The following is a 25,688-nucleotide window of genomic DNA, read 5'->3' as shown; positions in this document are numbered from 1 at the left end:
GCGTTGTCGATGTCTTCCACCGCTTCCCCTACCGCCGCTTCCCCTACCGTCCCAGTGCCCCAGCTTGACGCCACCTCCCAATCGACGCGCTATCCGGCGATTGTGATTCTTGATTTCGGCTCCCAGTATTCGGAGCTGATCGCCAGGCGGGTTAGGGAAACCGAAGTGTTCTCCCTGGTGATGGGCTACACCACCACGGCCGAGGAGCTGCGGGCGATTGCCCCCCGGGGCATCATTCTCAGCGGCGGGCCCAGTTCGGTGTATGAGCCGGGGGCTCCCGTGTGCGACCCGGCTATCTGGGAGCTGGGAATTCCGGTGCTGGGCGTTTGCTACGGCATGCAGCTGATGGTGCAGCAGCTGGGGGGCTCGGTGGTGGCCGCCGGTCGGGCGGAATACGGCAAGGCTCCGCTGCACGTTGACGACCCGATCGATTTGCTCACCAACGTCGAAGACGGCTCGACGATGTGGATGAGCCACGGCGACTCGGTGGAACGGCTACCCGAGGGCTTCTTGCGGCTGGCTCACACCGACAACACCCCAGAGGCCGCCGTCGCTGATCACCAGCGGCGCTTATACGGCGTGCAGTTTCATCCTGAGGTGGTCCACTCCACCGGCGGCATGGCAATGCTGCGCAATTTTGTGTACCACATTTGCGGTTGTGAGGCCGATTGGACCACAGCAGCTTTCATTGACGAAGCGGTGGCTGATGTGCGTGCCCAAGTCGGAGATAAGCGGGTTTTGCTGGCTCTCTCGGGAGGCGTTGATTCCTCCACCCTCGCCTTTTTGCTGCACAAGGCGATTGGCGATCAGCTCACCTGCATGTTCATCGACCAAGGCTTCATGCGCAAAGGCGAGCCTGAGTTTCTGGTGGAGTTTTTCGACAAGCGCTTCCACATCAACGTGGAATACATCAATGCCCGCGAGCGCTTCATCAGCAAGCTTGATGGCATCACCGACCCGGAGGAGAAGCGCAAGCTGATCGGCACGGAATTTATCCGGGTGTTTGAAGAGGAAAGCAAGCGCCTCGGCCCCTTCGACTACCTAGCCCAGGGCACCCTCTATCCCGATGTGATCGAGAGCGCCGGCACTGGTATTGATCCCAAAACTGGTGAGCGGGTGGCAGTGAAGATCAAAAGCCACCACAACGTTGGTGGCCTGCCCAAGGATCTGCAGTTCAAGCTGGTGGAACCCCTGCGTCGTTTGTTTAAAGACGAGGTGCGCAAGGTGGGCCGCAGCCTGGGTCTGCCCCAGGAAATCGTTGGCCGGCACCCCTTCCCCGGTCCTGGTCTGGCGATTCGCATCCTCGGTGAGGTCACCAGCGAGAAGCTCAACATCCTTCGTGACGCCGACCTGGTTGTGCGCGAGGAGGTGAAGGAGGCAGGCCTATACAACGAGATCTGGCAGGCTTTTGCCGTGCTGCTGCCTGTGCGCAGCGTGGGGGTGATGGGCGATAAACGCACCTACGCCTTCCCGATCGTGCTGCGCTGCGTCTCCTCGGAAGACGGCATGACGGCCGATTGGTCTCGCCTTCCCTACGACCTACTCGAGAAAATCTCCAACCGCATCGTCAATGAGGTCAAGGGCGTGAACCGGGTGGTGCTCGACATCACCAGCAAACCGCCTGGCACCATCGAGTGGGAGTAGGTGTTGCGGGAGTAGCCCGGGACGCCGACCTTCGATACCATCGGCTCCCAGCCCATACGTCGTGACTGCCGCCTCCGCGCCCCCCAGCTCGACACCCCCCGATCCCGACATGCAGCGACGGCTGCAGCAGGACAGCATCGTCCTGGCCGGCAAAACCATATATCTCAATCCCTTTCTGTATTGGCGCCGTTTCGATGCCAATACGGACCGCTGGCTGCGGGAGCCAGGCCAGTTGATGGAAGACCAGATCGCCAGCAACCGGCTCCGCTTTTATCCCGAGGTGGACTGGGAGCTGCTTGAAGAGGGCGAGCGGGCCGCCAAAGATGGCGCCGTGGAGATGTTCCTCAAGAGCCTGGAGCTGATCAGCACCTTCAACCCTGAGCTCTCGGCCGGCCATCTGCTCGAGGTTGAGCGCAAGATGGCGGTCACCAAGAAGAAATCTTTTGAGCGCTGGGTGACCCGCTCCCTGCGCCGGCGCCAGCAGGAGGAAGAGAAGGCCCGGCGACGCTTTGACCGGGAGCGCACCCTGCGGGCCTGGGGCGAATGGCTGGCCCTTGACGTCACCCGCCAGGCCCTGGTGCCGCTGGCCTCGCTCCTGGTGATCGCCGTGGCGGCGGGTTGGTGGTGGGGTAGTCAGCAGAACTGCCGCCAGGTGATTGTTGATCAAGGGATCCAGCGGCTGGCTCCCTGAGCACCGGGTTGCAGGCAGGTCAGACTGTGGTTCCTGAGCCAGGAACGCCGCCATGGCCACCGACCCCTTTGATGCTCTCCGGCTCACCTTGATGCAGGACGTCCTGCCCGTGGGTTTGGCGGTGGTGGAGCGGGCCCGTAAGGGCGGGGCTCGCGAGGTGATGGCAGCTTTTGACGGCCAGGAGGCCGATCCCCTCGGCAGTCTGCGGGAGGAGGGCGAGCCTGCCGCTAGTCAGCTGCGCCAGGGCCTGGATCGGGTCAGCCCCGGCCTGGGCAACCCGGTGATGAAGGTGGAGGTCCACGATGTGGCCACCGACGTAGGGGCTGACGGAGCACACCAAGCCGATCCCCAGGACGCCTTGGAGCTGCAGCAGGGTTTGGCCCGCATTGCTGCTCGACTGGAGCAGCTGGAGCAGCGACTCGAGCCCAACGCCTGACCATGGCCTTTGGTCCAGCTGCCTCCCGTCACACCGGCATGGGCCGTCAGTCGGCCCTGCTGCTGGCTGTGGTGTTGCTGTTCAGCGGTGCCATGGTGGCGCGCTTGGCCTGGTTGCAGTTGCTGCACGGCGCTGAGAACCGCGCCAGGGCCGATGAAAACCGAATTCGGCTGCTGCCCCGCAACCCGATCCGGGGTCGCCTTTTGGATCGTCATGGCCAAGTGCTGGCCACTAGCCGGCTCACCTACAACCTCTACATCCAGCCGCGGGAGATGGGTGACGCCCAGTGGCCGGCCCTGCGAGATCGCTTGGCGACGGTGGTTGGGTTGCCTGCGGCCCAGCTGGAGGCGCGTCGAAATAGTGGTGCCAATGCGGAGGGATTTCGGATAGCTCTGGCCAGTGGCCTCCAGTCTGAGCAGGTGCTGCGCTTCCGGGAGCAGGCTGCCGGGCTCCAGGGCGCCGAGGTGGATGTGGACATCCTGCGCAGCTATCCCCACGGCCGGCTGGCAGCCCACGTGCTCGGTTACACCAGCGGGATCACGGAAGAGGAATACACCCAGCTCCAGCCCAAGGGCTACCGGATCCAGGATCGGGTGGGCCGCAGTGGGGTCGAGAAGCAGTTTGAGGGGCACCTGCGCGGCGAGTGGGGCGGCCAGCAGGTGGAGGTGAACGCCGCCGGCCAGGTGCAGCGCATCATCGGGGAGAAGTCTGCTAAGGCTGGTCAGGACCTGCGGCTCACCCTGGACCTGGCGCTGCAGCAGGCTGCAGAGCGCGCCCTCGACGGGGTGCGCAAGGGGGCGATCGTGGCGCTCGACCCCCAAACCGGAGCAATTCGGGCCCTGGCCAGCCGGCCCACCTTTGACCCCAATGTTTTTTCGCCGGCGCCGAGTTCCAGCCAGTGGAGCAGCCTCAATTCCCCCGATGCTCCCCTGCTGAATCGCGCCTTCCAGGGCTTTCCACCGGCCAGCACCTTCAAGATTGTCACCTCTGTGGCGGGCCTGGAGTCGGGCCGCTACACGGCCGACTCGAAGGTGATGACGATGAATTCGTTCTGTTATGCGGGCCTTTGCTATGGCGACCATGGCGCCCATGGGGCAATCGGTTTTCCTTTCGCCCTGGCCGTGAGCAGCAACACTTTCTATTACCAGGTGGGGCTGAAGGTGGGCCCCGATGAGCTGTTCAAAGCCGCCCGGCGCATGGGCTATGGCCAGGTCACGGGCATTGAGCTGGTGGAGGAGGAGACCCCGGGCTTGCTGGGCGATCAGGCTTGGAAACAGGAGGTGCTGGGTGAGGGCTGGACACCCGTGGATACCATCACCTCGGCCATTGGCCAGGGGGCCCTACAGGTGACCCCGATCCAGATGGCGCGGCTATATGCCGCGGTGGCCAACGGTGGTTGGCTGGTGACGCCCCACCTGGTGGAGCGCCCCACGAAACGCACCTGGATCGGCCTTAAGCCGGCCACCCTGCAGGTGCTGCGGGATGGGCTGCGCCAGGTGGTGACCGTCGGCACCGCCAAGCTTCTCAATGATCCCAACCTGCCTCCGGTGGCTGGCAAAACCGGCACTGGCGAAGATCCACCCCGGCCTGATCACGCCTGGTTTGGCGGCTATGCCCCAGCGGATAAGCCCACCTTGGTGATCATCGCCTTCGGGGAAAACTCCGGCGGCTATGGCGGCACGGTGGCAGCTCCGATGGTGAAGGCTTTGATGAACACCTGGTTCCGGGGCAGCCTGCCGGGGCAGGCGCCCCAGTCCTGATTCAGGCCACTAGTTGCAGGTCGGGCTTGGCCAACAGGCGCTGGTAGTAGCCGCGCAGTTGTTCGGTAGCTCCAGACCAACCCCAGCGCTCGGCTTCCTCGCGGGCGTTGGTGCGCAGCTCGGCCCGTTGACTGGCATCGCCAAGGAGGCGCTCCACCGCAGCAGCCAGGCTGCCTTCCTGGTCTGGTTCGTAAAGGCAGCCATTGACCCCATCGCTGACGATGTCCGGGATGCCACCGCGGTTGGCACCCACCACCGGGCAGCCGGCCGCCATGGCCTCCAGCAGCACCAGGCCCAGGGTTTCGGTGCTGGAGGGGAATAGAAAAGCGTCGCCGCTGGCGTAGGCCGCCGCCAGCTCTTGCCCGGCTAGGTAGCCCACGAAGTGGGTAGGTGTGCCCGCAAAGATCTTCTCGAGTTGTAGGCGGTAGGGACCATCTCCAACTAGGGCCAGCCGGGCATCGGGCATTGTTTCAAGCACGGGCCGGATCCGTTCGATCTGTTTTTCCGCAGATAGGCGGCCGATGTAGAGCAGCAGCTTGCCGGTGTCGCTCTGGCCGTTTAGTAGCCGCTGTCGCATGGCATCGGAGCGCAGCGCCGGCTGGAAAAGCTCAGTGTCTACGCCGCGCTGCCACAAATCGGTGTGCTGGATTCCTTTCTCACTTAGCTCTTGCACCATGGCGGTGGAGGTGCAGAGGTTGAGCCGGGCCTGGTTGTGGGCAGCTTTGAGCAGTTCCCACAGCAGTGGCTCGAGCATGCCCATGCCGTAGTGCTCCAGGTATTTGGGCAGATGGGTGTGGTAGCTGGCTACCAGGGGATAGGCCTTGGTTTTGGCCAGCCAGATGCCGCCGAGCCCCAGGACGGCGGGATTGACAACGTGGACAAGATCTGGCTTGAAGCGATCCAGGGCTTCTGCCACCGCCGGCCGAGGCAGGGCCAGCTTGAGCTCGGGGTAGAGGGGTAGGGGCATTGCGGGCACCCCCACCACTTGGGCTCCCATGTAGGTCTCGGGGGCGCCTTCCGGGCAGAAGATCAGGACCTCATCGCCAGCCGCGACCAGATGCTGCACCGTCTTGGTGAGCCTGGTGACGATGCCGTCCACCTTGGGCAGAAAGGTTTCGGTGAAAAAGGCGATCTTCAAGGGTTTGGAGTTGTGCCTTAGGTCGTCTGGATGGCCTGAGCCTGGGTTTGGGTCCAGGCGGATTGGCAGGGAATGCGACTGCGGTCGCAGCGATCAGCCCACCGGCGCGCCACATCCACCACTTCAGCCAGCAGGCCGTCATCGAGGGTGGTGGGGTTGAGGCCCAGCTCGATGAAGCAGCGGTTGTCGACGATTAGATCGTTTTCGACGGCTTCGTTGCGCGGATTGGGCAGGTAATTGATCTGGGCGTCCGTGAGAGCCGCCACTTTGCGGGCTAGTTCACCAACCTGGTGGCTTTCGGTCATCTGGTTGAAGATCTTCACCCGCTCGCCCCTGGCCGGCGGATTTTCCAGGGCCAGCTGCACGCACTTCACCGAATCGCGGATGTGGATGAAGGCGCGGGTCTGGCCGCCGGTGCCGTGCACAGTGAGCGGATAGCCGATCGCTGCCTGCATCAAAAAGCGATTGAGCACGGTGCCGTAGTCGCCGTCGTAGTCGAAGCGGTTGGTGAGGCGTGGGTCGCGCTCGGTGGCCTCGGTGTTGGTGCCCCAGACGATCCCCTGGTGCAGGTCGGTGATACGGATCTGGTCGTTTTTGTTGTAGTAGAGGAAGAGCAGCTGGTCCAGCGTCTTGGTCATGTGATAGACGCTGCCCGGGCTGGCCGGATGCAGGATCTCCTCCTCGAAGCGGCTGCCGTCGGGCTGGGGCACTTCCACCTTGAGGTAGCCCTCGGGGATGGTGGCACCGCGGTGGGAGCCGTAGCCGTACACCCCCATCGTGCCTAAATGCACGATGTGGATATCGAGGCCGCTCTCCACGATCGCGGCTAGCAGGTTGTGGGTGCCATTGACGTTGTTGTCGACGGTGTAGCGCTTGGTGGCGCTGCTTTTCATCGAGTAGGGAGCTGCGCGCTGCTCGGCGAAATGCACCACCGAATCGGGCCGCTCGTGGCGTAGTAGCTCCAGAAGCCGGTCGTATTCCCTAGCGATGTCCAGATGGACAAACCGCATCGGCTTGCCGCCCACCTGTTCCCAGGCCTTAAGGCGGTCGCCAATGGTGGCGATCGGCGTCAGCGACTCCACCTCCAGGTCGACGTCGATCTTGCGCCGGCTGAGGTTGTCGATGACAACCACCTCGTGGCCAGCATCGGCCAGGTTCACCGCGCAGGGCCAACCGCAGAAGCCGTCGCCACCGAGAACGAAGACCTTCATTGCAACGCCCATTCCGAAAACCTCAGACCCCTGCAGGACGAGCGGATGCTCCGCTTTGCAAGCTACTACAGGCGTTCGGCTTCACCTCCCTACCCGGCCAACCTCGGGCGAACTGGGATTGGCGTTTGCACGTATGGGAAGCCGACCTGCGTGGAAGGCGCTGCGGCCGGCCTCGCAGGCCATGGCCATGGCCCGCGCCATCGCCGGGGGGTCGCCTGCCAGGGCAATGGCGCTGTTGATCAGCAGGGCGTCTGCGCCCATTTCCATGGCCTGGGCGGCCTCGCTGGGCACGCCGATACCGGCGTCTACCACCACGGGCACCTTGGCGTTTTCGATGATCAGGGCGATGTTGGCGGCGTTGCGGATGCCCTGGCCCGAGCCGATCGGCGAGCCCAGGGGCATCACGGTGGCGCAGCCAGCCTCTTCGAGTCGCTTGGCCAGGAGTGGATCGGCATTGATGTATGGCAGCACCGTGAAGCCCTCCTTCACCAGTTGCTCAGCGGCTGCCAGGGTGCCGAATGGATCGGGTAGCAAATGACGAGTGTCTGGAATCACCTCCAGCTTCACGAAGCAGTTGTCCTCCTGGCCTGCCAGCTTTGCCAGCTCCCGTCCCAGGCGGGCCACCCGGATCGCTTCTTCGGCGGTGGCGCAGCCGGCCGTGTTGGGCAGCATCCAGATGCGCTGCCAGTCGATGGCCTCCAGCAGGCCTGCATGGCCGGCAGCCTGGCTCTGCACCCGACGCACGGCAACGGTCACGATTTCGCAGTCGCTGGCCTTCAGGCTGGCCTGCATGGCCGCCAGGCTCGGATATTTGCCGGTGCCGGTCATCAGGCGGCTGCGGAAGCTGCGCCCCCCGATCACAAGTGGATCCCGGTGGGTGTGCGGTTCGCTGGTGGAAGCGGTGGTGACCACGGAGCAGGGCCAGATCTCGGCAACGGTCCTAGCCTCCCACTAGTCAGTTCTGGTTGTTGTGTCTTTTGCCGTTCTTCGTGCTGCCCTGCCGTTAGCCGCAGTGCCGTTTGCACTGTTGCCAATCGGTTTGTTCCCGGCGCAGGCGGCTACACCCGTTGCCAGTGAGGCCTTTGTGCCTTTTACCCCTCCCTCGGCTACCAGCGTCGGTGGTGAGTCGCTTAGTGGTCTGGGAGGTGCGGAGACCTTTGATCCAGTTGGCCGGGCCCAGCTGCTGGCTGGGGAGATGCCGCTCGTATGGAGTGGTACTTATCAATCCTTTGACAATTCCCAGATTGTGAGTGCTGAGCTGCGGCTTGCCTCGGTCAAGCCGATGGGCCAGATGATCGACCTGCGGGGTGAACTCACGGTGGGAGGGGTTACCACTCCCGTGCAGGGCAACCTCAACGCCGAATCAGACCAGCTCGACCTGCTGATGCTCTGCGAGTGCGAGGTGCCGGGTCTGGAAATGGGAGGGGTATTTACGGGTCTGCAGGGCCTGCAGTTGTCAGGCTGGCAAGCACCTCGCCTCACCAGCCCTGGCGGCCGCCTTGATCTGCGTCCACTAACAAGTGCTAGCCGCGTAGTTGCTCCAACCCGCGGCGCTGCAGTACGCGGACTTTGGTGAAAGTTGAATAGATAATCGCTTAGGCCGCCCGATTCAGGCCGGCCTTGCGATCGAGGAGTTTCAACCTTTTGCGGGCGGTTTTGTTGTTGGCGTCAAGCTCAATCACCTGCTCATAGGTCTGCTTGGCCTCTTCCAGCTTGAGCTGCTTTTCCAGGGCGAAGGCAAGATTATTGAGTGCTACTGGGTAGGCGGGTTTGGCTTCCAACGCCAGCCGGTAATGGCGAATTGCCGTTTTGTAGTTGTTTTGAGCGGCCAAGGCGAAGCCCAGGGCGTTTTGAATCACAGCTTGGGCTTCAGCCGGTTCTTTAGCAGCTTCAGCTTTCTTAAGAGCTTGCTTGAGTGATTCGGCGGCTTGGCCATACAAGCGCTTGCGTAGTTGCACAGAGCCAAGCTCGTACAACGTGGCCGCGTCTGATGGTTTAGGGCCTTCACTACGCTCTAGCTTTGCCAGGGTGACTTCATCTGAACGTACGCGCCAGATTTGTCGGGCCACTACAACCGCAGCGACCCCCAGCAGGACGATCAGCCCAATTAGGTAGGCCTGGGGAAGGAGGGCGTCCAAAAAGACCTACTGGTTGAACTCAGTTTGAAGCGGCGCCCACGATGGTGGTGAAGCTGCCGGGGTCGACCACGGCAAGCTGGGCCAGCATTTTGCGGTTGATGCGCACGTCTGCTTTCTTTAAACCACCCATGAAGCGGCTGTAGCTGAGGCCATTGAGCCGAGCTGCTGCGTTGATCCGGGCGATCCAGAGACGGCGGAAGTCGCGCTTGCGACGACGGCGGTCCCGGTAGGCATTGCAAAGCGCCTTCATCACCCGCTGGTTGGCGGTGCGGAAGAGGGAGCCATTGCCGCCGCGGAAGCCACGGGCTAGGCGAAGAATCTTGTTACGGCGTTTGCGGGCAACATTGCCCCTCTTGACGCGTGACATAGCAGTAGATCAGGAAGATAGAAGTAAAAATCGGCCGAGGTCGCTATCAGGCGTAGGGGAGCATCGCCCTTACGTTGTCCGCATCGCGCTCATCAACAACAGCCATTGTGCCCAGATGACGCTTGCGCTTCGGGCTCTTGTGATCGAGCAGGTGGTTGAGGAAGGCTCGGCGACGCAGAAACTTGCCGGTGCTGGTGGCCTTGAACCGCTTGGCGGCTGCTTTGCGGGTCTTGAGCTTCGGCATTTCTCGCGTTGCGGCGGGCACAAACAAGCAGAGTACGACGTGGCAGTGCCTTCCTCCAAGACCCCTCCTTTTAAGCAATGTTTTCAGTCCGGTCCTCTTCGGCCCAATCGTTGTTGCCGTTTGCCGTTTGGGCCAGCACGCTGCTGCTCGCGGGGGGATGTCGGGCCGCCGCACCTCCCAGTTCACCTGGATCCGGCCCTACTTCTGCGCTGCATTGGCCCGTGCAGCCTCCGCCGGCAGTGGCGGCCACAGCGCCGGTGCTCTGGGTGGCCCTGGCTGCCCATTTGGGTCCGCCTACTCCCTTGGAGCTACGCAGCGCGGCTGGAAACCTCACCCTGCTGAGTGCGACGGGCCAGCGGTTTCAGGCGCCCCTGTTGCAGTTGCACTGGCGCAGGCTGCCGTTGGCCGAGCCCTTGGTGCTGCGCCGTCAGGTGTGGGGGCCCTTTGCTAGCTACGAGAGCGCCCAGGAGGCTGCTGGCCGCTGGCGACTGGCCGGTGCCACCCCCGTGATTGCCCACCCGGCCGAATGGGAAGTGTGGGCCGCGCCCGAGGCTCCAGCGCCCGCTGGAGTTAGGCCGCGGCTGGTGGAGCAGCTGCAGCGCGATCGCCTGGTTTTGGAGCTGCGGCGCCCGGATGGCCCGGTTCGCCTCGAGGGGCCCTTGCGCTTGGAGGCCCCGGGGGGGCTGAGCTGGCAGGGGGGGGTGTTTGCAGGTCCGTTCCGGCTCCAGGGAGATGCCTACGGCAGCTGGTCATTGGTGGAGGAGGTGCCCTTAGAGCGCTACCTGCTTGGGGTTGTGCCCCATGAGATCGGGGCAGGCTCCCCCGCGGCGGCCCTGGCTGCCCAGGCGGTGCTGGCCCGCACCTGGGCCCTGCGCAACCAGGGGAGATTCGTGGTGGATGGATACCACCTATGCGCCGATACCCAATGCCAGGTGTACGCAGACCCCCGCCAGGCCGGAGCAGCTGTACGCCAGGCGATTGCCGCCACCCAATATCAAGTCTTGAGCTGGCAGGGTGCGCCGATTCATGGCGTGTATCACGCCACAAATGGGGGGATTGCGGCCGGGTTTGAGGAGGTGTGGATTGGGGACGCCCTGCCCTACCTGAGGCCGCGGGTGGATGGTCCGCCGGCCGTTGCAGCCGCCGTGGTTTTGCCGTTGCAGCCGGCCCGGCTAGGAGCGGCCCTGGCGGCTACCGCCCGCGCCTATGGCTTCGACCACCCCCGCTTCCGCTGGTCTCGCCAGCTCGATTCGGCCCAGATTCAGCAGGCCTTGAGCCGCGCTGCCCTGCCCTTGGGCCTGCCGCCCACACGCCTGGCGGTGCTGGAGCGGGGCCCCAGTGGACGGGTATTGGCGCTGGAAATCCAGGCGCAGGCAGCCAGCGGAGTGCGGCAGAGCGTGGTGCTGCGCCGTGATGCGATTCGCCGCACCTTGCGGCAGTTGCCCAGCACCCTCTTTTTGTTGCGGCCGGATGGCCCGGGTCGCTGGATTTTCGAGGGGGGAGGGTTTGGCCACGGTGCCGGCCTGTCTCAAGCAGGAGCTATCGACTTAGCCCGGCGTGGCTGGAGCCTGGCGCGCATCCTCGATCACTACTATCCGGGCACCAGGCTCCAGTCCCTCAGGGCGTTGCCAGGCATCAGCACCCTGTCCGAGCCCGGCTCGGCTGCCAGTTCCCCCTAGAGTTCGGCGACTTTAGGGATCGCCATGGCTGTGGGTGGCCGTACCACCGATCACCGTCGCGGCAAGTCGGCCCTGTTCCTGATCGGCTGCGGCTGGGCGGGAATGGCTCCCCATTGGCTCCATGAGTCGCTGCGCCTGATCCCGGCTCTCACCCTGGCCGTGCTGCTTGGGGGCTACAGCCTGCGCACCGTGTTGCGCCAGGTTTTTGGTTCGCTAGGCAGCTCAGAACCAGCTCAAGCCTCCGCCTCTCAAGGGGCTGAACCCCTACCCGCCGTGGACGTGGTGGTGGCGGCCCGCGATGAGCAGGCAGTTATTGGCCGCCTGGTGGAGCGCATTGCTCAGTTGAGCTACCCGCAGGGGCAGATGCGGCTCTGGGTAATTGACGACGCCAGCAGCGATCGGACCCCCCAGGTTTTGGCTGAGCTGCAGGAGCGTCATCCTTTTCTGCAGGTATTGCGGCGTGAGCCAGATGCCGGCGGCGGCAAATCGGGCGCTCTAAATCTGGTGCTGCAGCAGCTTCAGGGCCGCTGGATGTTCGTGCTCGACGCTGATGCCGACCTTCAGAGCGACACCCTGGAGCGGCTGATTCCCTACGCGGAAGCTGGTGGCTGGTCGGCCGTGCAGTTGCGCAAAGCTGAGGTGAATGCCACCGCCAATTGGCTGACCCGGGCCCAAGCCATGGAGATGGCCCTCGACGCCGTGATCCAGCAAGGTCGCTTAGCTGTGGGAGGCGTAGCGGAGTTGCGCGGCAATGGCCAGCTGCTGCGTCGGGACGCCCTGCTCAGTAGCGGTGGTTTCAACGAGGGCACGGTCACCGACGACCTAGACCTCAGTTTCAGGCTGCTGCTCGACGGCCAGCCGATTGGCATCCTCTGGGATCCGCCGGTACAGGAAGAGGCGGTGCTGAGTGTGGCTGCCCTCTGGCGTCAGCGTCAGCGTTGGGCTGAAGGCGGTTTGCAGCGCTTCTTCGATTACTGGCCCGGCCTGATTTCGGAGCGTCTAAGCGCAAGTCAGAAGCTTGATTTAACCAGCTTCTTCCTGCTCCAATACTTTTTGCCGGTGGTGGCGATTGCCGATTTGATCGGCGCCCTTATTACGGGCACCCGCCCAACTATCTGGCCCCTTTCCTTTGTTGCCTTTGGGCTCTCTGGAGGGGCGATCTTGGCCGGTTGTCGTCGCCCTAGCGAGGGTCCGGCCCTGCCGGCCATGAACGTCTGGAACCTGCTCCTGGGTATTGCCTATTTGAGCCACTGGTTTGTGGTGATTCCCTGGACCACTCTGCGCATGGCCCTGCTTCCCAAGAGCCTGGTTTGGGCCAAGACCATGCACCTCGGCGAGGAGGAAGAGTCCCAAATCGAAGATCCGGCAACCGCCTGATTTCCTGTTTACGCAATTGTGCTGGCCCCGCTCAGGCAGCCGCCTCCTCTGCATCGCAAGTCAATGCATCGCCAGTTAATTCGTCGAGCGGTCCATCGAGTTCAACTACTTCGCCATTGAAGAACTCCGCCAGCCTTCTGGCCTTGTCATCAAGGGGTGCGGCTAAAGGGGGCGCAATCGCTGCTGCCGCTGGCGGGTCGGCTGCTGGGTTTGGCAGGGCTGCTGGGCTTGGTAGTGGTGCTGGGTTTGCCAGGGGTGCTGGCGTTGGTGGTGGTGGTGTCGGCCTGGGGGTGGCACTGGCGATGGCGGCACTAGGGGTGGTGGCACTGCGGGCGCCCCCAGTTGGTGCGGCGCTCTCCCCACCCCCTTCCAATGTGAGCTGGCGCGGGCTGCCTAGGGCCTTAGCTACCGCTGCTTCCAGCAGGGGCAGGCGGCTTTGCACCATGGCCATCCAGTTGCCGGCCACCTGCACCACGGCGCGGCGTTCATCGAGCCTCACCAGCCGGGCCTGTTGGGACAGCAACATTCGCGTAGAAGGCAGCTCCAGGCCCGCCAGGATTTGCTGCCAGAGCTCCGGCAGGTTGGCGGAGCTGTTGGGCTCGACGCTGACTGGAGCCGGAGCCGGGATTGGGGCTACTGCCGATGTGACCGTCGTTGTGACCGCCGGTGCGATTGGGGGTGCAACCAGCGGTGCAACTGCAGGAGCTGCGGCAGAGATTGGCTGGGCGGCAGCTACCGGCTCGGCCAGCAGACCCAATAGCAGCACCTCTAGCCACAGGCGCGGGTTGACGCTGTGGCGCAGCTGCTGCTCGCTGCCCCTTAGCTGGGCCTGCCACTGCAGTAGGCGGGCTTTGCCGAGGGAGCGGGCCAGATCGGGAAGGGCTTGGCGGAACTGGGGCGACACGCTGGTGAGCTCTAGGCGGTCGGGCGCCGTGCCAGCCAGCACTAGATCCCGCAGCAGGCTGACGAGCCCCTGCAGCACGGCGGCGGGCTCCCGGCCCCGCTCAAGCAGCTCGCGGCAACCCTCCAGCAGGGCGAGGGGATCGCAACTGGCCAGGGCACCGGCTAGGGCCAGTAGTTCCTGCTCCGGTACAGCCCCCAGCAGCTCCCATACCGCTGTGGCCTCGATCGGTGCCGGCAGCAGACTGAGCTGATCCAGCAGGCTCTCCGCATCCCGCAGGCCCCCCTGGGCTCGCTGGGCCACCACGTGCAGGGCTTCTGGAGTGATGCCGATCTGCTCTTGATCAGCGATCCAGCTGAGGTGTTGCTCGAGGGCCTGTAGGGGGATGCGGCGGAAATCGAAGCGTTGACAGCGGCTCAGGATCGTGGCGAGTACCCGCTGCGGGTCGGTGGTGGCCAGCACGAACACCACCCGCGGCGGTGGCTCCTCCAAGGTTTTGAGCAGGGCGTTGAAGGCGGCGGTTGAGAGCATGTGGCACTCGTCCACCACATACACCTTCCAGCGGGCCTGCACCGGAGCGAAGCGGGAGCGCTCGATCAGCTCGCGGATGTTGTCGACGCCGGTGTTGGAGGCGGCGTCGATCTCGATTACATCGAGGGCATTGCCGGCGGCGATGGAGGTGCAGAGCTCGCAGACGCCACAGGGCTCGGGGGTGGGCCCATCGCTGCCGATGCAGTTGAGGGAGCGGGCCAGGATGCGGGCGCTGGAGGTTTTTCCCGTGCCGCGGGGGCCACAAAACAGATAGGCCGGCGCAATCCGGCCGGTGCGCAGGGCGTTGCCCAGGGTGGCGGCGATCGCCTCCTGCCCCACCAGCTGGTCGAAGCGCTGGGGACGGTATTTGTGGTGGAGGGGTTGGTAGCTGGAGATCGCCGTTGGGCTCATGAAGCTGAGGCTTGAGATTAGTGGCCCTGGTCCGGTTCGAGCTGGCGCCTTAGCCGCTCTTCCAGTTCTTCCACGGCCGTGAGTTGGTCGGCTAGTTTCTGGGCCGCCAGCCTCAGGTTTTCGAAGTGGTCTTGGCCCCAGCGAGCTTCCGCCCGGCCAAGCTCCTGCTCCAACTTTTGCTGCAAGCCTTGGCGCAGCTTGTCGAGTTCGGCCAGGTTGCCCTGGCGCAGCAGCATTCGGGCAGCGCTGAGCATGGCCGCTGGCACCCACTGACCGATGGCCAGGGCCCCGAGGCTGCCGGTGTGCAGCAAATCCTCGACCTGGGCGCTGCTATGCCGGCCGGTCTTGCACCAATGGGCGAAGTGTTCGCAGTTGTTGAACAGCAAGTTGTAATTCTGTTCGCCCAGGCGCCCCATGGCCCGCCGCAGGGTCACGCCGGCCGGGGAGCAGTCGCCCGCGGCATAGGGAACCACCGCTACAGGTTCGCCGCGGCTGAAATCGGCCAGGGGGCTGCGCAGGATTTCGCGCCCTTCCAGGTAGTGGGCCACGCTGCCGTCGCCTAGATCAATGCCGTGATGCAAGAACAGACCGTGCTGGCGCGGCACCTGTAGGTGGTCAGCTGCGGACATCGGTGCGGGCCCGATCAGGCGCTGGCCTGCTGTGGCGAATCCAGGTTGGCTCTGCCGAGGGGCACCACCTTGCCCTTGCTGCGCTGCTCCACCAGCTCCCGGGTCACGGTGAAGCTCTTGACGTCGTTGCGGGAGGGCAGGTCGTACATCAGGTCGAGCATTAGCTCTTCGACGATGCCGCGCAGGGCCCGGGCGCCCGTCTTGCGGCGATGGGCCTCGATGGCAATCGCTTCAACAGCGCCGGCTTCGAAATCGAGCTGCACGTTGTCCATGCTAAGCAGGGTTTGGAACTGCTTGATCAGGGCATCCCGGGGCTCGGTGAGAATGGCTTGCAGGGCTGGCGTGTCGAGGGGCTCAAGCACCGCACTTACCGGCAGCCGACCAATGAATTCGGGGATCAGGCCGTAGCGCACTAGGTCCTCGGGCTCCAGATGGCGCAGCACCTCGGCTGCATGGCAATCCTTGCCGCTGCGGGGCCGGCTGCTGCCATCGGCACTGAGGAAACCGATGGAGTTGCGGCCCATCCGCTTCTGCACCACATCTTCGAGGCCGACGAAGGCACCACCGCAGATGAATAGGATCTGACTGGTGTCGATCTGAATGCATTCCTGGTAGGGATGCTTTCGGCCTCCCTGCGGCGGCACGTTGGCCACGGTGCCTTCGAGCATTTTCAGCAATGCCTGCTGCACCCCTTCTCCGGAGACGTCCCGGGTGATGGAGGGGTTTTCGCTCTTGCGGGCAATCTTGTCGATTTCATCGATGTAGATGATGCCCCGCTGGGCCTGTTCCACATCCTGATCCGCTTTCTGCAGCAGCCGCAGCAGGATGTTTTCCACGTCTTCTCCGACGTAGCCCGCCTCGGTAAGGGTGGTGGCGTCGGCCACCGCAAAGGGCACATCGAGCATTTCGGCCAGGGTCTGGGCCAGGAGCGTTTTGCCGCAGCCGGTGGGGCCGATCAGCAGGATGTTGCTCTTGTGCAGCTTGGTGGCTGTCTGGTCCGTTTCACCCTTGCCATCGCCTTGCCAGGCCAGGCGTTTGTAGTGGTTGTAAACAGCAACGGAAAGATTTTTCTTTGCTTCGTTTTGGCCCACCACCTGGCGGTCGAGAAAGGCCTTGATCTCCTGGGGCTTGGGCACCTCCGCCAGAGTTGGAGCGGGTTTGGTTGTTTTTTTGCTGGAGGCCTTACCGCGGCTGGAGTCGGCGGCATGGCGGCCGCTTCCGCCTCCGCTGGCTGTGCCGCTATGTCCGTCTACCAGCTCCTCATCAAGGATCTCGTTGCAGAGATCGATACATTCATCGCAGATGTAGACACCCGGGCCGGCGATCAGCTTGCGCACCTGTTCTTGCGACTTGCCGCAGAACGAGCACTTCAGGTGGGCGTCGAACTTGGCCATGGGCAGGGGAGTCCTGATTCCAGGATCGACAGGAAATAATGGATCGTCAGCTGACCTTAAGGATCAAACCGGCCGGAATCACTCAGCAGCTGTGGCGGCAGGGGATTCGGTCACGACCCGATCGATCAGGCCGTATTCAACCGCCTCTGCGGGGGAAAGGAAGTAGTCGCGGTCAGTGTCTTCGGTGATTTTTTCGAGGGGCTGACCGGTGTGTTCAGCCATCAGACCGTTGAGGGTGTCCTTGAGGAAAAGAATCTCCTTGGCCTGGATTTCAATGTCCACTGCCTGGCCCTGGGCGCCGCCGAGGGGTTGGTGAATCATGATCCGGGCATTGGGCAGGGCCAGCCGCTTGCCCTTGGTGCCACCCGAGAGCAGGAAGGCACCCATGGATGCGGCCAGGCCGTAGCAGATGGTCACCACGTCTGGGGAGACCTGCTGCATCGTGTCGTAGATCGCCAAGCCGGCGGTCACTGAGCCGCCTGGGGAGTTCACGTAAATCTGGATGTCCTTCTCCGGATCCTCGGCTTCGAGGAACAGCAGCTGGGCGACTAGGGAATCGGCCACCTGATCGTCGATGCCGGTGCCCAGAAAGATGATCCGTTCGCGCAGCAGGCGCGAATAGATATCGAAGGCGCGGTCGCCCTTGCCCGACTGCTCCACAACCGTGGGCAGCACCCCGGGGGAGCCACTGGGGCTCCAGCTGCTGTGGACGGGATGGCGAAGGGTGGCGTCGATCACGCGCGGGGAAGCTCTCGGAGGACCAATCTATTGGTCCTGGCTGTGGCTATTGGGCTTTGGCTGGTTTGGCCTTGGCTTTCGCTTTGGCCTCTGCCTGCTCCTCGCCTGCTGCGTCAGGGTCGGCGTCGGCTGGGGTGGCAGCCTTTTCGGTGATGGTGCTGTTGGCTTCAAGCCACTCCAGCAGCTTGTCGCGCAGCAGGTCGTCGGCAACTGCCAGACGCAATCTTTCGGGATCGATGTTGCCCTGCTGGCTCAGGCCGCGGCTGATCTCCTTGATTTTAGTTTCGAGCTCCTTGGCTTCCACCTCGATCGCCTCGGCGGCGGCGAGGGCCTTGAGGGCCAGGCTGCGGCGCAGGCGCTCCTCTGCCTCCGGCCGGGAGGTGTCCATCAATGAGCGCACCAGGTCCGGGGTGAACAGCTTTTTGACGTCCATGCCCTGCTGGGCGATCTGTCCTGCTGTCTGCTCCACCAGGTTGCGGATTTCCTGTTGAACCAGGGTTTCGGGTAGTTCCACTTCAAGCTCTTGCACCAGGGCGGCGAGCAGGGCGTCGTGGCGGCTGGCCTTAGCCCGGCGCTCGGCGTCATCCTTGAGGCGGGTTTCCAGATCGCTGCGCAGTTCGGCCAAGGTGGCTTTGTCGCTGGCCTGCTGGGCAAAGGAGTCGTCAAGGGCGGGTAGTTCCCGGCACTTGAGGTCCTTCAGGCTGATCTCGAAGCGCGACTGGCGGCCGGCGGCCTCCTCTTGGGGGTAGCTCTCCGGAAACTGGCAGTCGATGGTTTTGCTAGCGCCGATAGCCATGCCGATTACGCCCTCGACGAAGCCGGGGATCATCCGGCCCTCCTCCAGCTCGACTTCCATGGCATCGCTGCTGCCACCACTGATGGCCTCGCCGCTATCCACGTAGATGCCGCTGAAGCTGAGCACCGCTACATCGCCGCTGGCGGCGGGGCGGCCTTCTACCGGCACCAGGGTGGCCAGCTGCTTGCGCGACTGCTCGATCAGTTCATCTATGCGGGCTGGATCGAAGCTGATTGCCTCGGCCTCAGCCTTTAGCCCCTTGGTGGACTTGAGTTTTGGTGTGGGCTCGACGTCGAGCTCCAGGGTGATGGTGAGGGCGCTGCCGGGCTCGAAGCGTTCCATCACGACTTCAAAGCCTTCGGTGAGCTCGGGCCTGCCGATGGCTGCCACCATTTCTTGGCTAACAGCATCCCGGAAAGCGGCGTCCACTAGGTCTTCTAGGGCGGTGGCGCGGATGCGCAGGGGGCCGATCTGCTGGAGCAACACGGGCCGGGGCACCTTGCCCTTGCGAAAGCCGGGAAGCTTGATGCTGCGACTCAGCTTGTCCACGGCGGCGTCATAGCTGGCCTGGCTGCGGCCGCCGGGGATGGCCACCTCGAGGGCCACGCGGCTGCCCGGACGGGGACTGGCTTTTATCGACAGCGGACTGGCGGCGGGGGCGGAGGCTGAGCTCATGGAAAACAGTTGCAGACCCCGATCCTAGAAAGCGGCCGTTCCGAGCTTCTAGCGCGTATTGTCGTAACGGCGCACGACGAAAGCGATAGGTCCCGAATCAGCAAACAACGGCTTCGACCATGGCCGGTTTCTTTGTTGCAGCTTTCCGCCCCTAGCTGGTTTGACGTTTCATCACCAGCTCCGCCACCGAGTTTTGATTCCTTTCCCGCTCCCTTGACCGCCGCCCAGCCCTTCCCTGCCCCGCCATCTCCCTGCCTGCCCAGTCGCCCCTTGAGGGTTGCCGTGCTCGGTGCGACCGGTGCCGTTGGCCAGGAATTACTCGAGCTGCTCGCTGAGCGCAACTTTCCTGTGGCTGAGCTGATTCCCCTGGCGTCACCCCGCTCCGCTGGTCAAAGCCTTGCCTGGCAGGGCACATCGCTGGCGATCCGGCCCGTGGAGGCCTCAGCTTTTGAAGGGGTGGATGTGGTGCTGGCCTCAGCGGGCGGCTCGGTGTCGCGTCAGTGGGCCCCGGTGGCGGCCCGGGCTGGCGCCGTGGTGATCGACAACTCCAGCGCCTTCCGAATGGATCCGGAGGTGCCGTTGGTGGTTCCAGAAGTGAACCCCGAGGCTGCTTTTGCCCATCGGGGCATCATTGCCAACCCCAACTGCACAACAATTCTGCTCACCCTGGTTTTGGCCCCCTTGGCGGCGCGTCGGGCAATTCGGCGTGTGCTGGTGAGCACTTATCAGAGCGCCAGCGGCGCCGGTGCCCGGGCGATGGAGGAGCTGCGCCAGCTCAGCCGGATCGTGCTCGATGGAGGTGAGCCAGTGAGTGAGGTGCTGCCCCACTCCCTGGCCTTCAACCTTTTTCTGCACAACTCTCCGCTGCAGGACAACGGTTATTGCGAGGAGGAGCTGAAGATGCTCAACGAAACCCGCAAGATCATGGGCACGCCGGAGCTGCGACTTTCGGCTACCTGTGTGCGGGTGCCGGTGCTGCGGGCCCATTCAGAGGCCGTAAATATTGAATTTCATGAGCCCTTCCCGGTGCAGGAGGCCAGAGCCCTGCTGGCTGAGGCCCCCGGCGTGGAGCTGCTGGAAAATTTTGAGGCCAACCGTTTCCCGATGCCCACTGATGTGACGGGCCGCGATCCGGTGGCGGTGGGACGTATCCGCCAGGACCTCAGTGATGCCAATGCCCTGGAGCTGTGGCTCTGCGGTGATCAGATCCGCAAGGGTGCGGCTCTCAATGCGATCCAGATTGCCGAGCTGTTGATCCAGGGTCCGGCGGCTGGAACTGAAGCGGTTTTGCCCGGAGGTGCTGCTTGAGCCCTATCCAGCCAGCCACTCCGCTATTTGGCCGCGTGCTGACGGCGATGGTGACCCCCTTCGCCGCCGATGGTTCGGTGGATCTGGGCCTTGCGGCCCAGCTGGCAGAGCATCTGATCAACCAGGGCTCCGATGGAATCGTGGTGTGCGGCACCACTGGTGAATCACCCACGCTCAGCTGGGACGAACAGCACGCTCTTTTAGTTGCCGTGAAGCAAGCGGTTGGGCATCGGGCCAGCGTGCTGGCGGGAAGTGGCAGCAATTGCACCGCCGAAGCGGTGGAGGCGACGCGGCAGGCGGCGGCCCTCGGTGCGGACGGCGCCCTAGTGGTAGTGCCGTACTACAACAAGCCCCCCCAGGACGGCCTTGAGGCCCATTTCCGCGCTGTGGCAGCGGCGGCACCCCAGCTGCCTCTGATGCTCTACAACATTCCTGGTCGTACAGGCACCAGCCTGGAGCCAGCCACCGTGGCCCGCTTGCTCGACTGCGCCAACGTGGTGAGTTTCAAGGCTGCCAGCGGCAGCACCGAAGAGGTGAGCGCCCTGCGGGCCCTGTGCGGCAACCGTCTGGCGATCTATAGCGGTGACGACGCCCTCACCCTGCCGATGCTTGCCGTTGGTGCTGTGGGAGTGGTGAGTGTGGCCAGCCACCTGGCCGGCGCTGAGATCAGCGCCATGGTGCGCGCCTTCTATGCGGGGGATTTGGCCCAGGCCCTGGCTCTGCACGACCAGCTGCTGCCGCTGTGCAAGTCCCTTTTCTGCAGCACCAACCCGATCCCCGTCAAAGCCGCCTTGGAGCTCAGCGGCTGGCCCGTGGGTGCACCCCGTCTTCCCCTGCTTTCCGCCACCACCGACGTGCGACAACGCCTCTCCGAAACCCTGGCCGCCCTGCGTCCTACCTGACGCCAAGGCTTGAGACCAGATCGATTCAGTTTGTTCCTTTTCCCTAAAACTCCTTCTCCATGACCAGTTCCAACGGCAGAGCCCAGGGCACCAGTCAGATTGCCACCAAGCCCCCCCACCTGCGGGTGATTCCCCTGGGCGGCCTACACGAGATCGGCAAGAACACCTGCGTGTTCGAGTACGGCGACGACATCATGTTGGTGGATGCTGGATTGGCCTTCCCCAGTGATGGGATGCATGGCGTCAATGTGGTGATGCCAGATACCAGCTATCTCAAGGAAAACCAGAAGCGGATTCGCGGCATGATCGTGACCCATGGTCACGAAGATCACATTGGTGGTATTGCCCACCACCTTAAGAACTTCAGCATCCCCGTGATTCATGGACCGCGCCTGGCGCTGGCCATGCTCACCGGCAAGATGGAGGAGGCCGGTGTGATGGATCGCACCATCCTTCAAACCGTCGCGCCCCGCGATGTGGTGAAGGTGGGCCAACATTTTTCAGTGGAGTTCATCCGCAACACCCACTCGATGGCCGACAGCTTCTCGCTGGCCATCACCACCCCTGTGGGCACGGTGATCTTCACCGGCGACTTCAAATTTGACCACACGCCGGTGGATGGCGAGACCTTCGACATGGCTCGCCTCGCCCATTACGGCGACAAGGGGGTGCTTTGCCTGTTCAGCGACTCCACCAACGCCGAAGTGCCGGGCTTCTGCCCGCCTGAGCGTTCAGTGTTCCCTTGCCTGGATCGTCACATCTCCCAGGCAGAAGGCCGGGTGATCATCACCACCTTCGCCAGCTCGATTCACCGGGTGTCGATGATCCTGGAGCTTGCCCTCAAGAACGGCCGCAAGGTGGGACTGCTGGGCCGCTCCATGCTCAACGTTATTGCCAAGGCGCGGGAGTTGGGTTATATGCGCGCCCCCGATGATTTGTTTGTGCCGATCAAGCAGATACGTGATCTGCCCGACCGCGAAACCCTGTTGCTGATGACTGGTAGTCAGGGTGAGCCCTTGGCAGCTTTGAGCCGCATCTCCCGTGGTGAGCATCCCCAGGTGCAGGTGAAAAGCACCGACACGATTATTTTCTCGGCCAGCCCGATCCCTGGCAACACCATCTCGGTGGTGAACACCATTGACAGGCTGATGATGCTCGGCGCCAAGGTGGTTTATGGCAAGGGCGAGGGTATTCACGTCTCTGGCCATGGCTTCCAGGAAGACCAGAAGCTGATGCTGGCCCTAACCAAGCCCAAGTATTTTGTGCCCGTGCATGGCGAGCACCGCATGCTCGTGGCTCACAGCAAAACCGCCCAGTCGATGGGGGTACCAGGCGACAACATGCTCATCATCGACAACGGTGATGTGGTGGAGCTCACTGCCGATTCGATCCGTAAAGGCGACCCCGTCAAGGCCGGCATCGAACTGCTGGATGCGTCCCGCAACGGCATTGTTGATGCCCGGGTGCTGAAGGAGCGCCAGCAGCTGGCAGAAGACGGCGTGATCACTCTGCTTGCGGTGATCAGCACCGACGGTGTGATGGCTGCGCCGCCACGGGTGAATATCCGTGGTGTGGTCACCACTGCTGATGCCCGCAGGCTTTCGATGTGGGCCGAGCGCGAAATCGGCTGGGTGCTGGAAAATCGCTGGAATCAGCTCTGCCGCAACACCGGTGGCAAGGCCCCTGAGGTGGATTGGGTCGGTGTGCAGCGAGAGGTAGAGGTGGGTCTGCAACGCCGCCTGCGCCGCGAGCTGCAGGTGGAGCCGTTGATCATTTGCCTGGTGCAGCCAGCCCCTGCCGGTACGCCTGCTTACAAGGGCCGCGCCGACGCCGAACCCGACAGCCGCCCCGCTCCCCGGGGTCGCTCTGCCCGTGATGGAGGCGGCCGCGATGGAGGTGGTCGTGATGGAGGCGTTCGTGAAGTAGTTGCCCGCGGCCGTGATGGCGCTGTGCCGGCACCCCAGCGTCAGCTGGTTGCCGTTGGAGCCGCCGCCCCTGCAGCCACGCCTGCGTCTGCTCCTACTGCCGCCCCAGCCGCTGTAGTTGCTGAGGTTTCGGCCCCAGCAGAGCTCGAGCCGGAACCCGCCGGCCGTACCCGGCGCCGCCGTTCAGCCGCTGTAGCGGGCTGATCGGCCCCAGCACCAGCTCAGCGGATCACCACTCGCAGCAGCCCCTTGGAGAGTTCGGCGAACTCCTCGGGGCTAGGTCCGCCGACTTGCTTGGCAAAACGCCCTTCTGGCTCAACCAGGCTCTCTTTGCTCACGGCCACGTCCAGCTCTTGAGCAGTCGCCGCATCTGCCTGGGCCACCTCGATCAGCTCTGGCTCATCGACCACTTCAACTACCAGATTCGGCACCTGCGCTGGCATGGGCACCTGAGCCTCCGCCCCCTCGATGCCTCCAAGTTGCTCCATCCAGGGCATGGCCGAGCCAGCGCTGCTTAGTACTGTTTCTGCCGCTACTGGCTCATTGCCGAAGGGGAAGGCTTGGCCTCCAGTGCTTGGAGCATTCGTGGCTTGCTCCGGTGCAACTTCCAGTTGTGCTGCCTGGCTGGCGCATTGCTCCAGCCCCTGGTCGGCGATATCCCGCAGTACGGGTTCTTGCGTGGCTGCTCGAACGCGGCTGTAAAAACCGGTTGCTGTAGTTCTGTCTTGGTAGCCGTAGAGGTAGGTGTGGCCTAGTAACAGCTGCAGTCTTTGGCGCAGGGGGTGGTCGGGCTCGTTGGGCAGCTCGAGCAGCAGCTCCTCGCTTAAGCGGGCCACATCGTCCCATTGACGTTCGCTGTAAACCCGCTCAATGGCCTCATAACGCTGTTGTAGCGAGTGCGGTGAGGTTGTCATTGCGGCAGGTGTGCGGCGGGATGGTGCAGCCACAGTGTGCAGCGATCCCAGCGCAGCTGCCAATCCGCGCCTAAGTCTGCCTGGCCTGGGGGATGGCCCGGTTGCAGCCGCCGCAATAGTTCTTCGAGTTGCCTGGCTGGGAGCGCCAGCCTGGTGCTTTGCTCAAGCCAGTGATGCAGTAGTTGGCGCTGGTTGGCTACGGCTAGCTCGCCCAACTCCTGGCGCTGTAGGCCTGGTGTCCCAGCCTCGCTCCCGGCTGTTTTTAGAGTTTGCAGGGCCAGATTCACTAATTCGTTGCGGCTCTCCACCTCCTCCACCAGCCGCTCTGCTTGGGCGCTGATCCGCTGGGCGGCGCCGGGATGGAGCTCCTCCAGCACGGGTACCACCTCGGCCCGGATTCGGTTTCGGCTGTAGCGGCGGTCGGTATTGCTCGGGTCGTGCCACACGGGCAGCGTCAGTTGCTCGCAAAGCCGGGCGGTGTCGGCCCGGGAGAAGGGCAGCAGCGGTCGCGCCAGCGCGATTGGCTCGCTTGGATCGGTGGTTGGGCTCGATGGGCTGGTGAGGGGGCGCAGGTTGCGCAGGCTCGCCAGGCCGCGGCGATGGCTGCCTCGGGCTAGGTGCAGCAACAGAGTTTCGGCTCGATCGCTGGCGGTGTGGGCGGTCACCACATGGCCCACCCCCAAACATCTGGCCTGCTCAGCCAACTGGCCGTAGCGCCAGTGGCGGGCGTCAGCTTCGCTGGTTGCCTCCAGCGGCCTCAGCCAGGAGGAAACGTGCAGCTCGAGCCCCTGGTCGCTGCACCAGCCGGCCAGCTCCGCTGCCACCTGGCCCGACTCCGGCCGCCAGCGGTGGTCGCCATGCCAGAGGTGCAGGGGCCACTGGTGCAGGCGCTGCAGGTCGCGTAGCAGGGCCAGCAGGGCCATGGAATCTTGACCACCCGAGATTGCCAGCAGCAGCGGCGCTCCCGCCGGCAACAGCTCGGGATGGTGCCGCAGGTGGCGATGCAGCCGCAGGTGGTCCGGGCTCCAGCGCGGCCCGGGTGGGAGAATCGATTCACTATTCAAATCTTGCGTTTCCATGGTTGCGAAGTCGCGTCTTGAGCAGCTGCCCTCCGCCCTGCAAGCCGCGCTTGCTGATCGCCGCCTGCTCAAGGTGATCGCTGGCCTCACCAATTTTGATGCTGCCAGTGTGGAGCGGATCTGCCGGGCCGCTGGCCTAGGCGGAGCCGATTTGATCGATGTGGCCTGCGATCCGGAGCTGGTGCAGCTGGCCGCTGCAGTGAGCGGTTTGCCGATCTGCGTGAGCGCAGTTGAGCCCGAGCTGTTTGCCGCTGCTGTGGCTGCCGGGGCGGCAATGGTTGAAATTGGCAACTACGACGCCTTTTACCCCCTCGGTCGCATCTTCGATGCCGCCGAAGTGCTTGAGCTCACCCGCCGCACTCGCGAGTTGCTACCCGAGGTGGTTTTGAGCGTCACCGTGCCCCATGTGCTGCCCCTCGATCAGCAGGAGCAGCTGGCGGTGGATCTGGTGGCCGCCGGTGCCGACATCATCCAAACCGAGGGCGGCACAAGCGCTAAGCCCTTCAGCGCCGGCAGCCTCGGCCTTATTGAGAAGGCGGCTCCAACCCTGGCCGCTGCCCACAGCATCAGCCGGGCCTTGGCTGCGGCGGACAGTGTTGAAGCGGGTAGTGCTGCCCCGGTGCTCTGTGCCTCTGGCCTCTCCGCCGTCACCGTGCCGATGGCAATCGCCGCCGGTGCCGCCGGTGTGGGGGTTGGTTCGGCGATCAACAAGCTGAACGACCCGCTGGCCATGGTGGCCGTCGTGCGCGGCCTACGCGAGGCACTTGGAATCCCTGCAGGCGCAATCGTTGTTGGTTAAC

Annotated in this window: 24 protein-coding genes; 11 read left to right on the top strand and 13 right to left on the bottom strand. The window is 63.9% G+C overall.

Going from position 1 to position 25,688, the window contains the following annotated elements; genetic code table 11:
* Positions 1-9 precede the first annotated feature (9 nt).
* From guaA to mrdA, 4 genes are all read left to right on the top strand, one after another.
* Complete coding sequence (gene guaA / locus KBY83_RS10165) at positions 10-1,644, top strand: glutamine-hydrolyzing GMP synthase (protein WP_241518288.1); 1,635 nt, start codon at positions 10-12, stop codon at positions 1,642-1,644.
* 109 nt (positions 1,645-1,753) lie between these two features.
* Complete coding sequence (locus KBY83_RS10160) at positions 1,754-2,335, top strand: hypothetical protein (RefSeq protein WP_255019452.1); 582 nt, start codon at positions 1,754-1,756, stop codon at positions 2,333-2,335.
* 52 nt (positions 2,336-2,387) lie between these two features.
* Complete coding sequence (locus KBY83_RS10155) at positions 2,388-2,771, top strand: hypothetical protein (RefSeq protein ID WP_255019445.1); 384 nt, start codon at positions 2,388-2,390, stop codon at positions 2,769-2,771.
* A 2-nt stretch (positions 2,772-2,773) separates the two neighbouring features.
* The gene (mrdA, locus tag KBY83_RS10150) at positions 2,774-4,531 is read left to right on the top strand and encodes a penicillin-binding protein 2 (protein WP_255019444.1); all 1,758 of its coding nucleotides are present in this window, start codon (positions 2,774-2,776) and stop codon (positions 4,529-4,531) included.
* 1 nt (position 4,532) lies between these two features.
* Here the strand turns inward: mrdA and KBY83_RS10145 are convergent, their stop codons facing one another.
* From KBY83_RS10145 to KBY83_RS10135, 3 genes are all read right to left on the bottom strand, one after another.
* The gene (locus KBY83_RS10145; RefSeq protein WP_254998695.1) at positions 4,533-5,669 is read right to left on the bottom strand and encodes a glycosyltransferase family 1 protein; all 1,137 of its coding nucleotides are present in this window, start codon (positions 5,667-5,669) and stop codon (positions 4,533-4,535) included.
* A 17-nt stretch (positions 5,670-5,686) separates the two neighbouring features.
* On the bottom strand, positions 5,687-6,880 hold the full coding sequence (locus KBY83_RS10140; RefSeq protein WP_255019443.1) for an NAD-dependent epimerase/dehydratase family protein: 1,194 nt from the start codon (positions 6,878-6,880) through the stop codon (positions 5,687-5,689).
* A gap of 81 nt (positions 6,881-6,961) precedes the next feature.
* Complete coding sequence (locus tag KBY83_RS10135; protein ID WP_255019442.1) at positions 6,962-7,792, bottom strand: thiazole synthase; 831 nt, start codon at positions 7,790-7,792, stop codon at positions 6,962-6,964.
* Positions 7,793-7,850: 58 nt separating this feature from the next.
* Here KBY83_RS10135 and KBY83_RS10130 point away from each other — a divergent pair, with 58 nt between their 5' ends.
* Positions 7,851-8,456, top strand: a complete 606-nt coding sequence (locus tag KBY83_RS10130) for a hypothetical protein (RefSeq protein WP_255019441.1) — start codon at positions 7,851-7,853, stop codon at positions 8,454-8,456.
* A gap of 19 nt (positions 8,457-8,475) precedes the next feature.
* Here the strand turns inward: KBY83_RS10130 and KBY83_RS10125 are convergent, their stop codons facing one another.
* From KBY83_RS10125 to rpmI, 3 genes are all read right to left on the bottom strand, one after another.
* Positions 8,476-8,838, bottom strand: coding sequence for a tetratricopeptide repeat protein (locus KBY83_RS10125; protein WP_315858968.1), 363 nt, complete (start codon positions 8,836-8,838; stop codon positions 8,476-8,478).
* Positions 8,839-9,037: 199 nt separating this feature from the next.
* Positions 9,038-9,385, bottom strand: coding sequence for a 50S ribosomal protein L20 (rplT, locus tag KBY83_RS10120; RefSeq protein ID WP_106632483.1), 348 nt, complete (start codon positions 9,383-9,385; stop codon positions 9,038-9,040).
* 46 nt (positions 9,386-9,431) lie between these two features.
* On the bottom strand, positions 9,432-9,629 hold the full coding sequence (gene rpmI, locus KBY83_RS10115) for a 50S ribosomal protein L35 (protein WP_106632482.1): 198 nt from the start codon (positions 9,627-9,629) through the stop codon (positions 9,432-9,434).
* 221 nt (positions 9,630-9,850) lie between these two features.
* Between rpmI and KBY83_RS10110 the strand changes: the two genes are divergently transcribed.
* Together KBY83_RS10110 and KBY83_RS10105 are read left to right on the top strand one after the other, a co-directional pair.
* The gene (locus KBY83_RS10110; protein ID WP_315858967.1) at positions 9,851-11,308 is read left to right on the top strand and encodes a SpoIID/LytB domain-containing protein; all 1,458 of its coding nucleotides are present in this window, start codon (positions 9,851-9,853) and stop codon (positions 11,306-11,308) included.
* 24 nt (positions 11,309-11,332) lie between these two features.
* On the top strand, positions 11,333-12,685 hold the full coding sequence (locus KBY83_RS10105; RefSeq protein WP_255019439.1) for a glycosyltransferase family 2 protein: 1,353 nt from the start codon (positions 11,333-11,335) through the stop codon (positions 12,683-12,685).
* A gap of 31 nt (positions 12,686-12,716) precedes the next feature.
* On the opposite strand, the gene KBY83_RS10100 is transcribed toward KBY83_RS10105, so the two are convergent.
* From KBY83_RS10100 to tig, 5 genes are all read right to left on the bottom strand, one after another.
* Positions 12,717-14,528 carry a DNA polymerase III subunit gamma/tau gene (locus KBY83_RS10100; RefSeq protein WP_255019438.1) on the bottom strand — a complete coding sequence of 604 codons (1,812 nt, stop codon included), beginning with the start codon at positions 14,526-14,528 and terminating at the stop codon, positions 12,717-12,719.
* Positions 14,529-14,545: 17 nt separating this feature from the next.
* Entirely contained in the window at positions 14,546-15,157 is a 612-nt protein-coding gene (locus KBY83_RS10095; protein WP_255019437.1) for a lecithin retinol acyltransferase family protein, read from the bottom strand.
* 14 nt (positions 15,158-15,171) lie between these two features.
* Positions 15,172-16,551, bottom strand: a complete 1,380-nt coding sequence (gene clpX, locus KBY83_RS10090) for an ATP-dependent protease ATP-binding subunit ClpX (RefSeq protein WP_255019436.1) — start codon at positions 16,549-16,551, stop codon at positions 15,172-15,174.
* A 78-nt stretch (positions 16,552-16,629) separates the two neighbouring features.
* Positions 16,630-17,289, bottom strand: a complete 660-nt coding sequence (gene clpP, locus KBY83_RS10085; RefSeq protein ID WP_106632476.1) for an ATP-dependent Clp endopeptidase proteolytic subunit ClpP — start codon at positions 17,287-17,289, stop codon at positions 16,630-16,632.
* A gap of 46 nt (positions 17,290-17,335) precedes the next feature.
* Positions 17,336-18,760: a trigger factor gene (gene tig, locus KBY83_RS10080; protein ID WP_255019435.1), complete on the bottom strand. Its 1,425-nt coding sequence runs from the start codon at positions 18,758-18,760 to the stop codon at positions 17,336-17,338.
* A gap of 213 nt (positions 18,761-18,973) precedes the next feature.
* Here tig and KBY83_RS10075 point away from each other — a divergent pair, with 213 nt between their 5' ends.
* Genes KBY83_RS10075 through KBY83_RS10065 form a run of 3 tightly spaced genes read left to right on the top strand, consistent with a single transcriptional unit; the run spans position 18,974 to position 23,099 of the window.
* The gene (locus KBY83_RS10075) at positions 18,974-20,068 is read left to right on the top strand and encodes an aspartate-semialdehyde dehydrogenase (protein ID WP_255019434.1); all 1,095 of its coding nucleotides are present in this window, start codon (positions 18,974-18,976) and stop codon (positions 20,066-20,068) included.
* Entirely contained in the window at positions 20,065-20,970 is a 906-nt protein-coding gene (dapA, locus tag KBY83_RS10070) for a 4-hydroxy-tetrahydrodipicolinate synthase (RefSeq protein WP_254961682.1), read from the top strand. The genes KBY83_RS10075 and dapA overlap by 4 nt, the downstream gene beginning before the upstream one ends.
* A 59-nt stretch (positions 20,971-21,029) precedes the next feature.
* Entirely contained in the window at positions 21,030-23,099 is a 2,070-nt protein-coding gene (locus KBY83_RS10065; RefSeq protein WP_255019433.1) for a ribonuclease J, read from the top strand.
* Between the two features lie 17 nt (positions 23,100-23,116).
* Here KBY83_RS10065 and KBY83_RS10060 read toward each other — a convergent pair whose 3' ends face one another.
* Positions 23,117-23,809 (bottom strand): hypothetical protein, encoded by a 693-nt coding sequence (locus KBY83_RS10060; protein WP_255019432.1) that lies wholly within the window; start codon positions 23,807-23,809, stop codon positions 23,117-23,119.
* Positions 23,806-24,888: a tRNA lysidine(34) synthetase TilS gene (gene tilS / locus KBY83_RS10055; RefSeq protein WP_255019431.1), complete on the bottom strand. Its 1,083-nt coding sequence runs from the start codon at positions 24,886-24,888 to the stop codon at positions 23,806-23,808. Before tilS ends, KBY83_RS10060 begins: the two co-directional genes overlap by 4 nt.
* On the opposite strand from tilS, the gene KBY83_RS10050 reads away from it, so the two are divergent.
* The gene (locus tag KBY83_RS10050) at positions 24,887-25,687 is read left to right on the top strand and encodes a DUF561 domain-containing protein (protein ID WP_255019430.1); all 801 of its coding nucleotides are present in this window, start codon (positions 24,887-24,889) and stop codon (positions 25,685-25,687) included. The two genes, tilS and KBY83_RS10050, sit on opposite strands and share 2 nt — an antisense overlap.
* The last annotated feature ends 1 nt before the right edge of the window (position 25,688 follow it).

This window comes from Cyanobium sp. WKJ7-Wakatipu (assembly GCF_024345355.1).
GTDB classification, from domain to species: Bacteria; Cyanobacteriota; Cyanobacteriia; order PCC-6307; family Cyanobiaceae; genus Cyanobium_A; species Cyanobium_A usitatum.
The sequence above is the reverse complement of the archived record's forward strand: the minus strand, read 5'-3'. Positions and strand labels throughout refer to the sequence as shown.

What these genes read in the sequence shown, in the direction of transcription:
- guaA (WP_241518288.1), top strand. Translation starts at nt 10, where the DNA reads ATGTCTTCCACCGCTTCCCCTACCGCCGCTTCCCCTACCGTCCCAGTG.
- KBY83_RS10160 (WP_255019452.1), top strand. Translation starts at nt 1,754, where the DNA reads ATGCAGCGACGGCTGCAGCAGGACAGCATCGTCCTGGCCGGCAAAACC.
- KBY83_RS10155 (WP_255019445.1), top strand. Translation starts at nt 2,388, where the DNA reads ATGGCCACCGACCCCTTTGATGCTCTCCGGCTCACCTTGATGCAGGAC.
- mrdA (WP_255019444.1), top strand. Translation starts at nt 2,774, where the DNA reads ATGGCCTTTGGTCCAGCTGCCTCCCGTCACACCGGCATGGGCCGTCAG.
- KBY83_RS10140 (WP_255019443.1), bottom strand. Translation starts at nt 6,880, where the DNA reads ATGAAGGTCTTCGTTCTCGGTGGCGACGGCTTCTGCGGTTGGCCCTGC.
- rplT (WP_106632483.1), bottom strand. Translation starts at nt 9,385, where the DNA reads ATGTCACGCGTCAAGAGGGGCAATGTTGCCCGCAAACGCCGTAACAAG.
- rpmI (WP_106632482.1), bottom strand. Translation starts at nt 9,629, where the DNA reads ATGCCGAAGCTCAAGACCCGCAAAGCAGCCGCCAAGCGGTTCAAGGCC.
- KBY83_RS10105 (WP_255019439.1), top strand. Translation starts at nt 11,333, where the DNA reads ATGGCTGTGGGTGGCCGTACCACCGATCACCGTCGCGGCAAGTCGGCC.
- KBY83_RS10100 (WP_255019438.1), bottom strand. Translation starts at nt 14,528, where the DNA reads ATGAGCCCAACGGCGATCTCCAGCTACCAACCCCTCCACCACAAATAC.
- KBY83_RS10095 (WP_255019437.1), bottom strand. Translation starts at nt 15,157, where the DNA reads ATGTCCGCAGCTGACCACCTACAGGTGCCGCGCCAGCACGGTCTGTTC.
- clpX (WP_255019436.1), bottom strand. Translation starts at nt 16,551, where the DNA reads ATGGCCAAGTTCGACGCCCACCTGAAGTGCTCGTTCTGCGGCAAGTCG.
- tig (WP_255019435.1), bottom strand. Translation starts at nt 18,760, where the DNA reads ATGAGCTCAGCCTCCGCCCCCGCCGCCAGTCCGCTGTCGATAAAAGCC.
- KBY83_RS10065 (WP_255019433.1), top strand. Translation starts at nt 21,030, where the DNA reads ATGACCAGTTCCAACGGCAGAGCCCAGGGCACCAGTCAGATTGCCACC.
- KBY83_RS10060 (WP_255019432.1), bottom strand. Translation starts at nt 23,809, where the DNA reads ATGACAACCTCACCGCACTCGCTACAACAGCGTTATGAGGCCATTGAG.
- KBY83_RS10050 (WP_255019430.1), top strand. Translation starts at nt 24,887, where the DNA reads ATGGTTGCGAAGTCGCGTCTTGAGCAGCTGCCCTCCGCCCTGCAAGCC.
- tilS (WP_255019431.1), bottom strand. Translation starts at nt 24,888, where the DNA reads ATGGAAACGCAAGATTTGAATAGTGAATCGATTCTCCCACCCGGGCCG.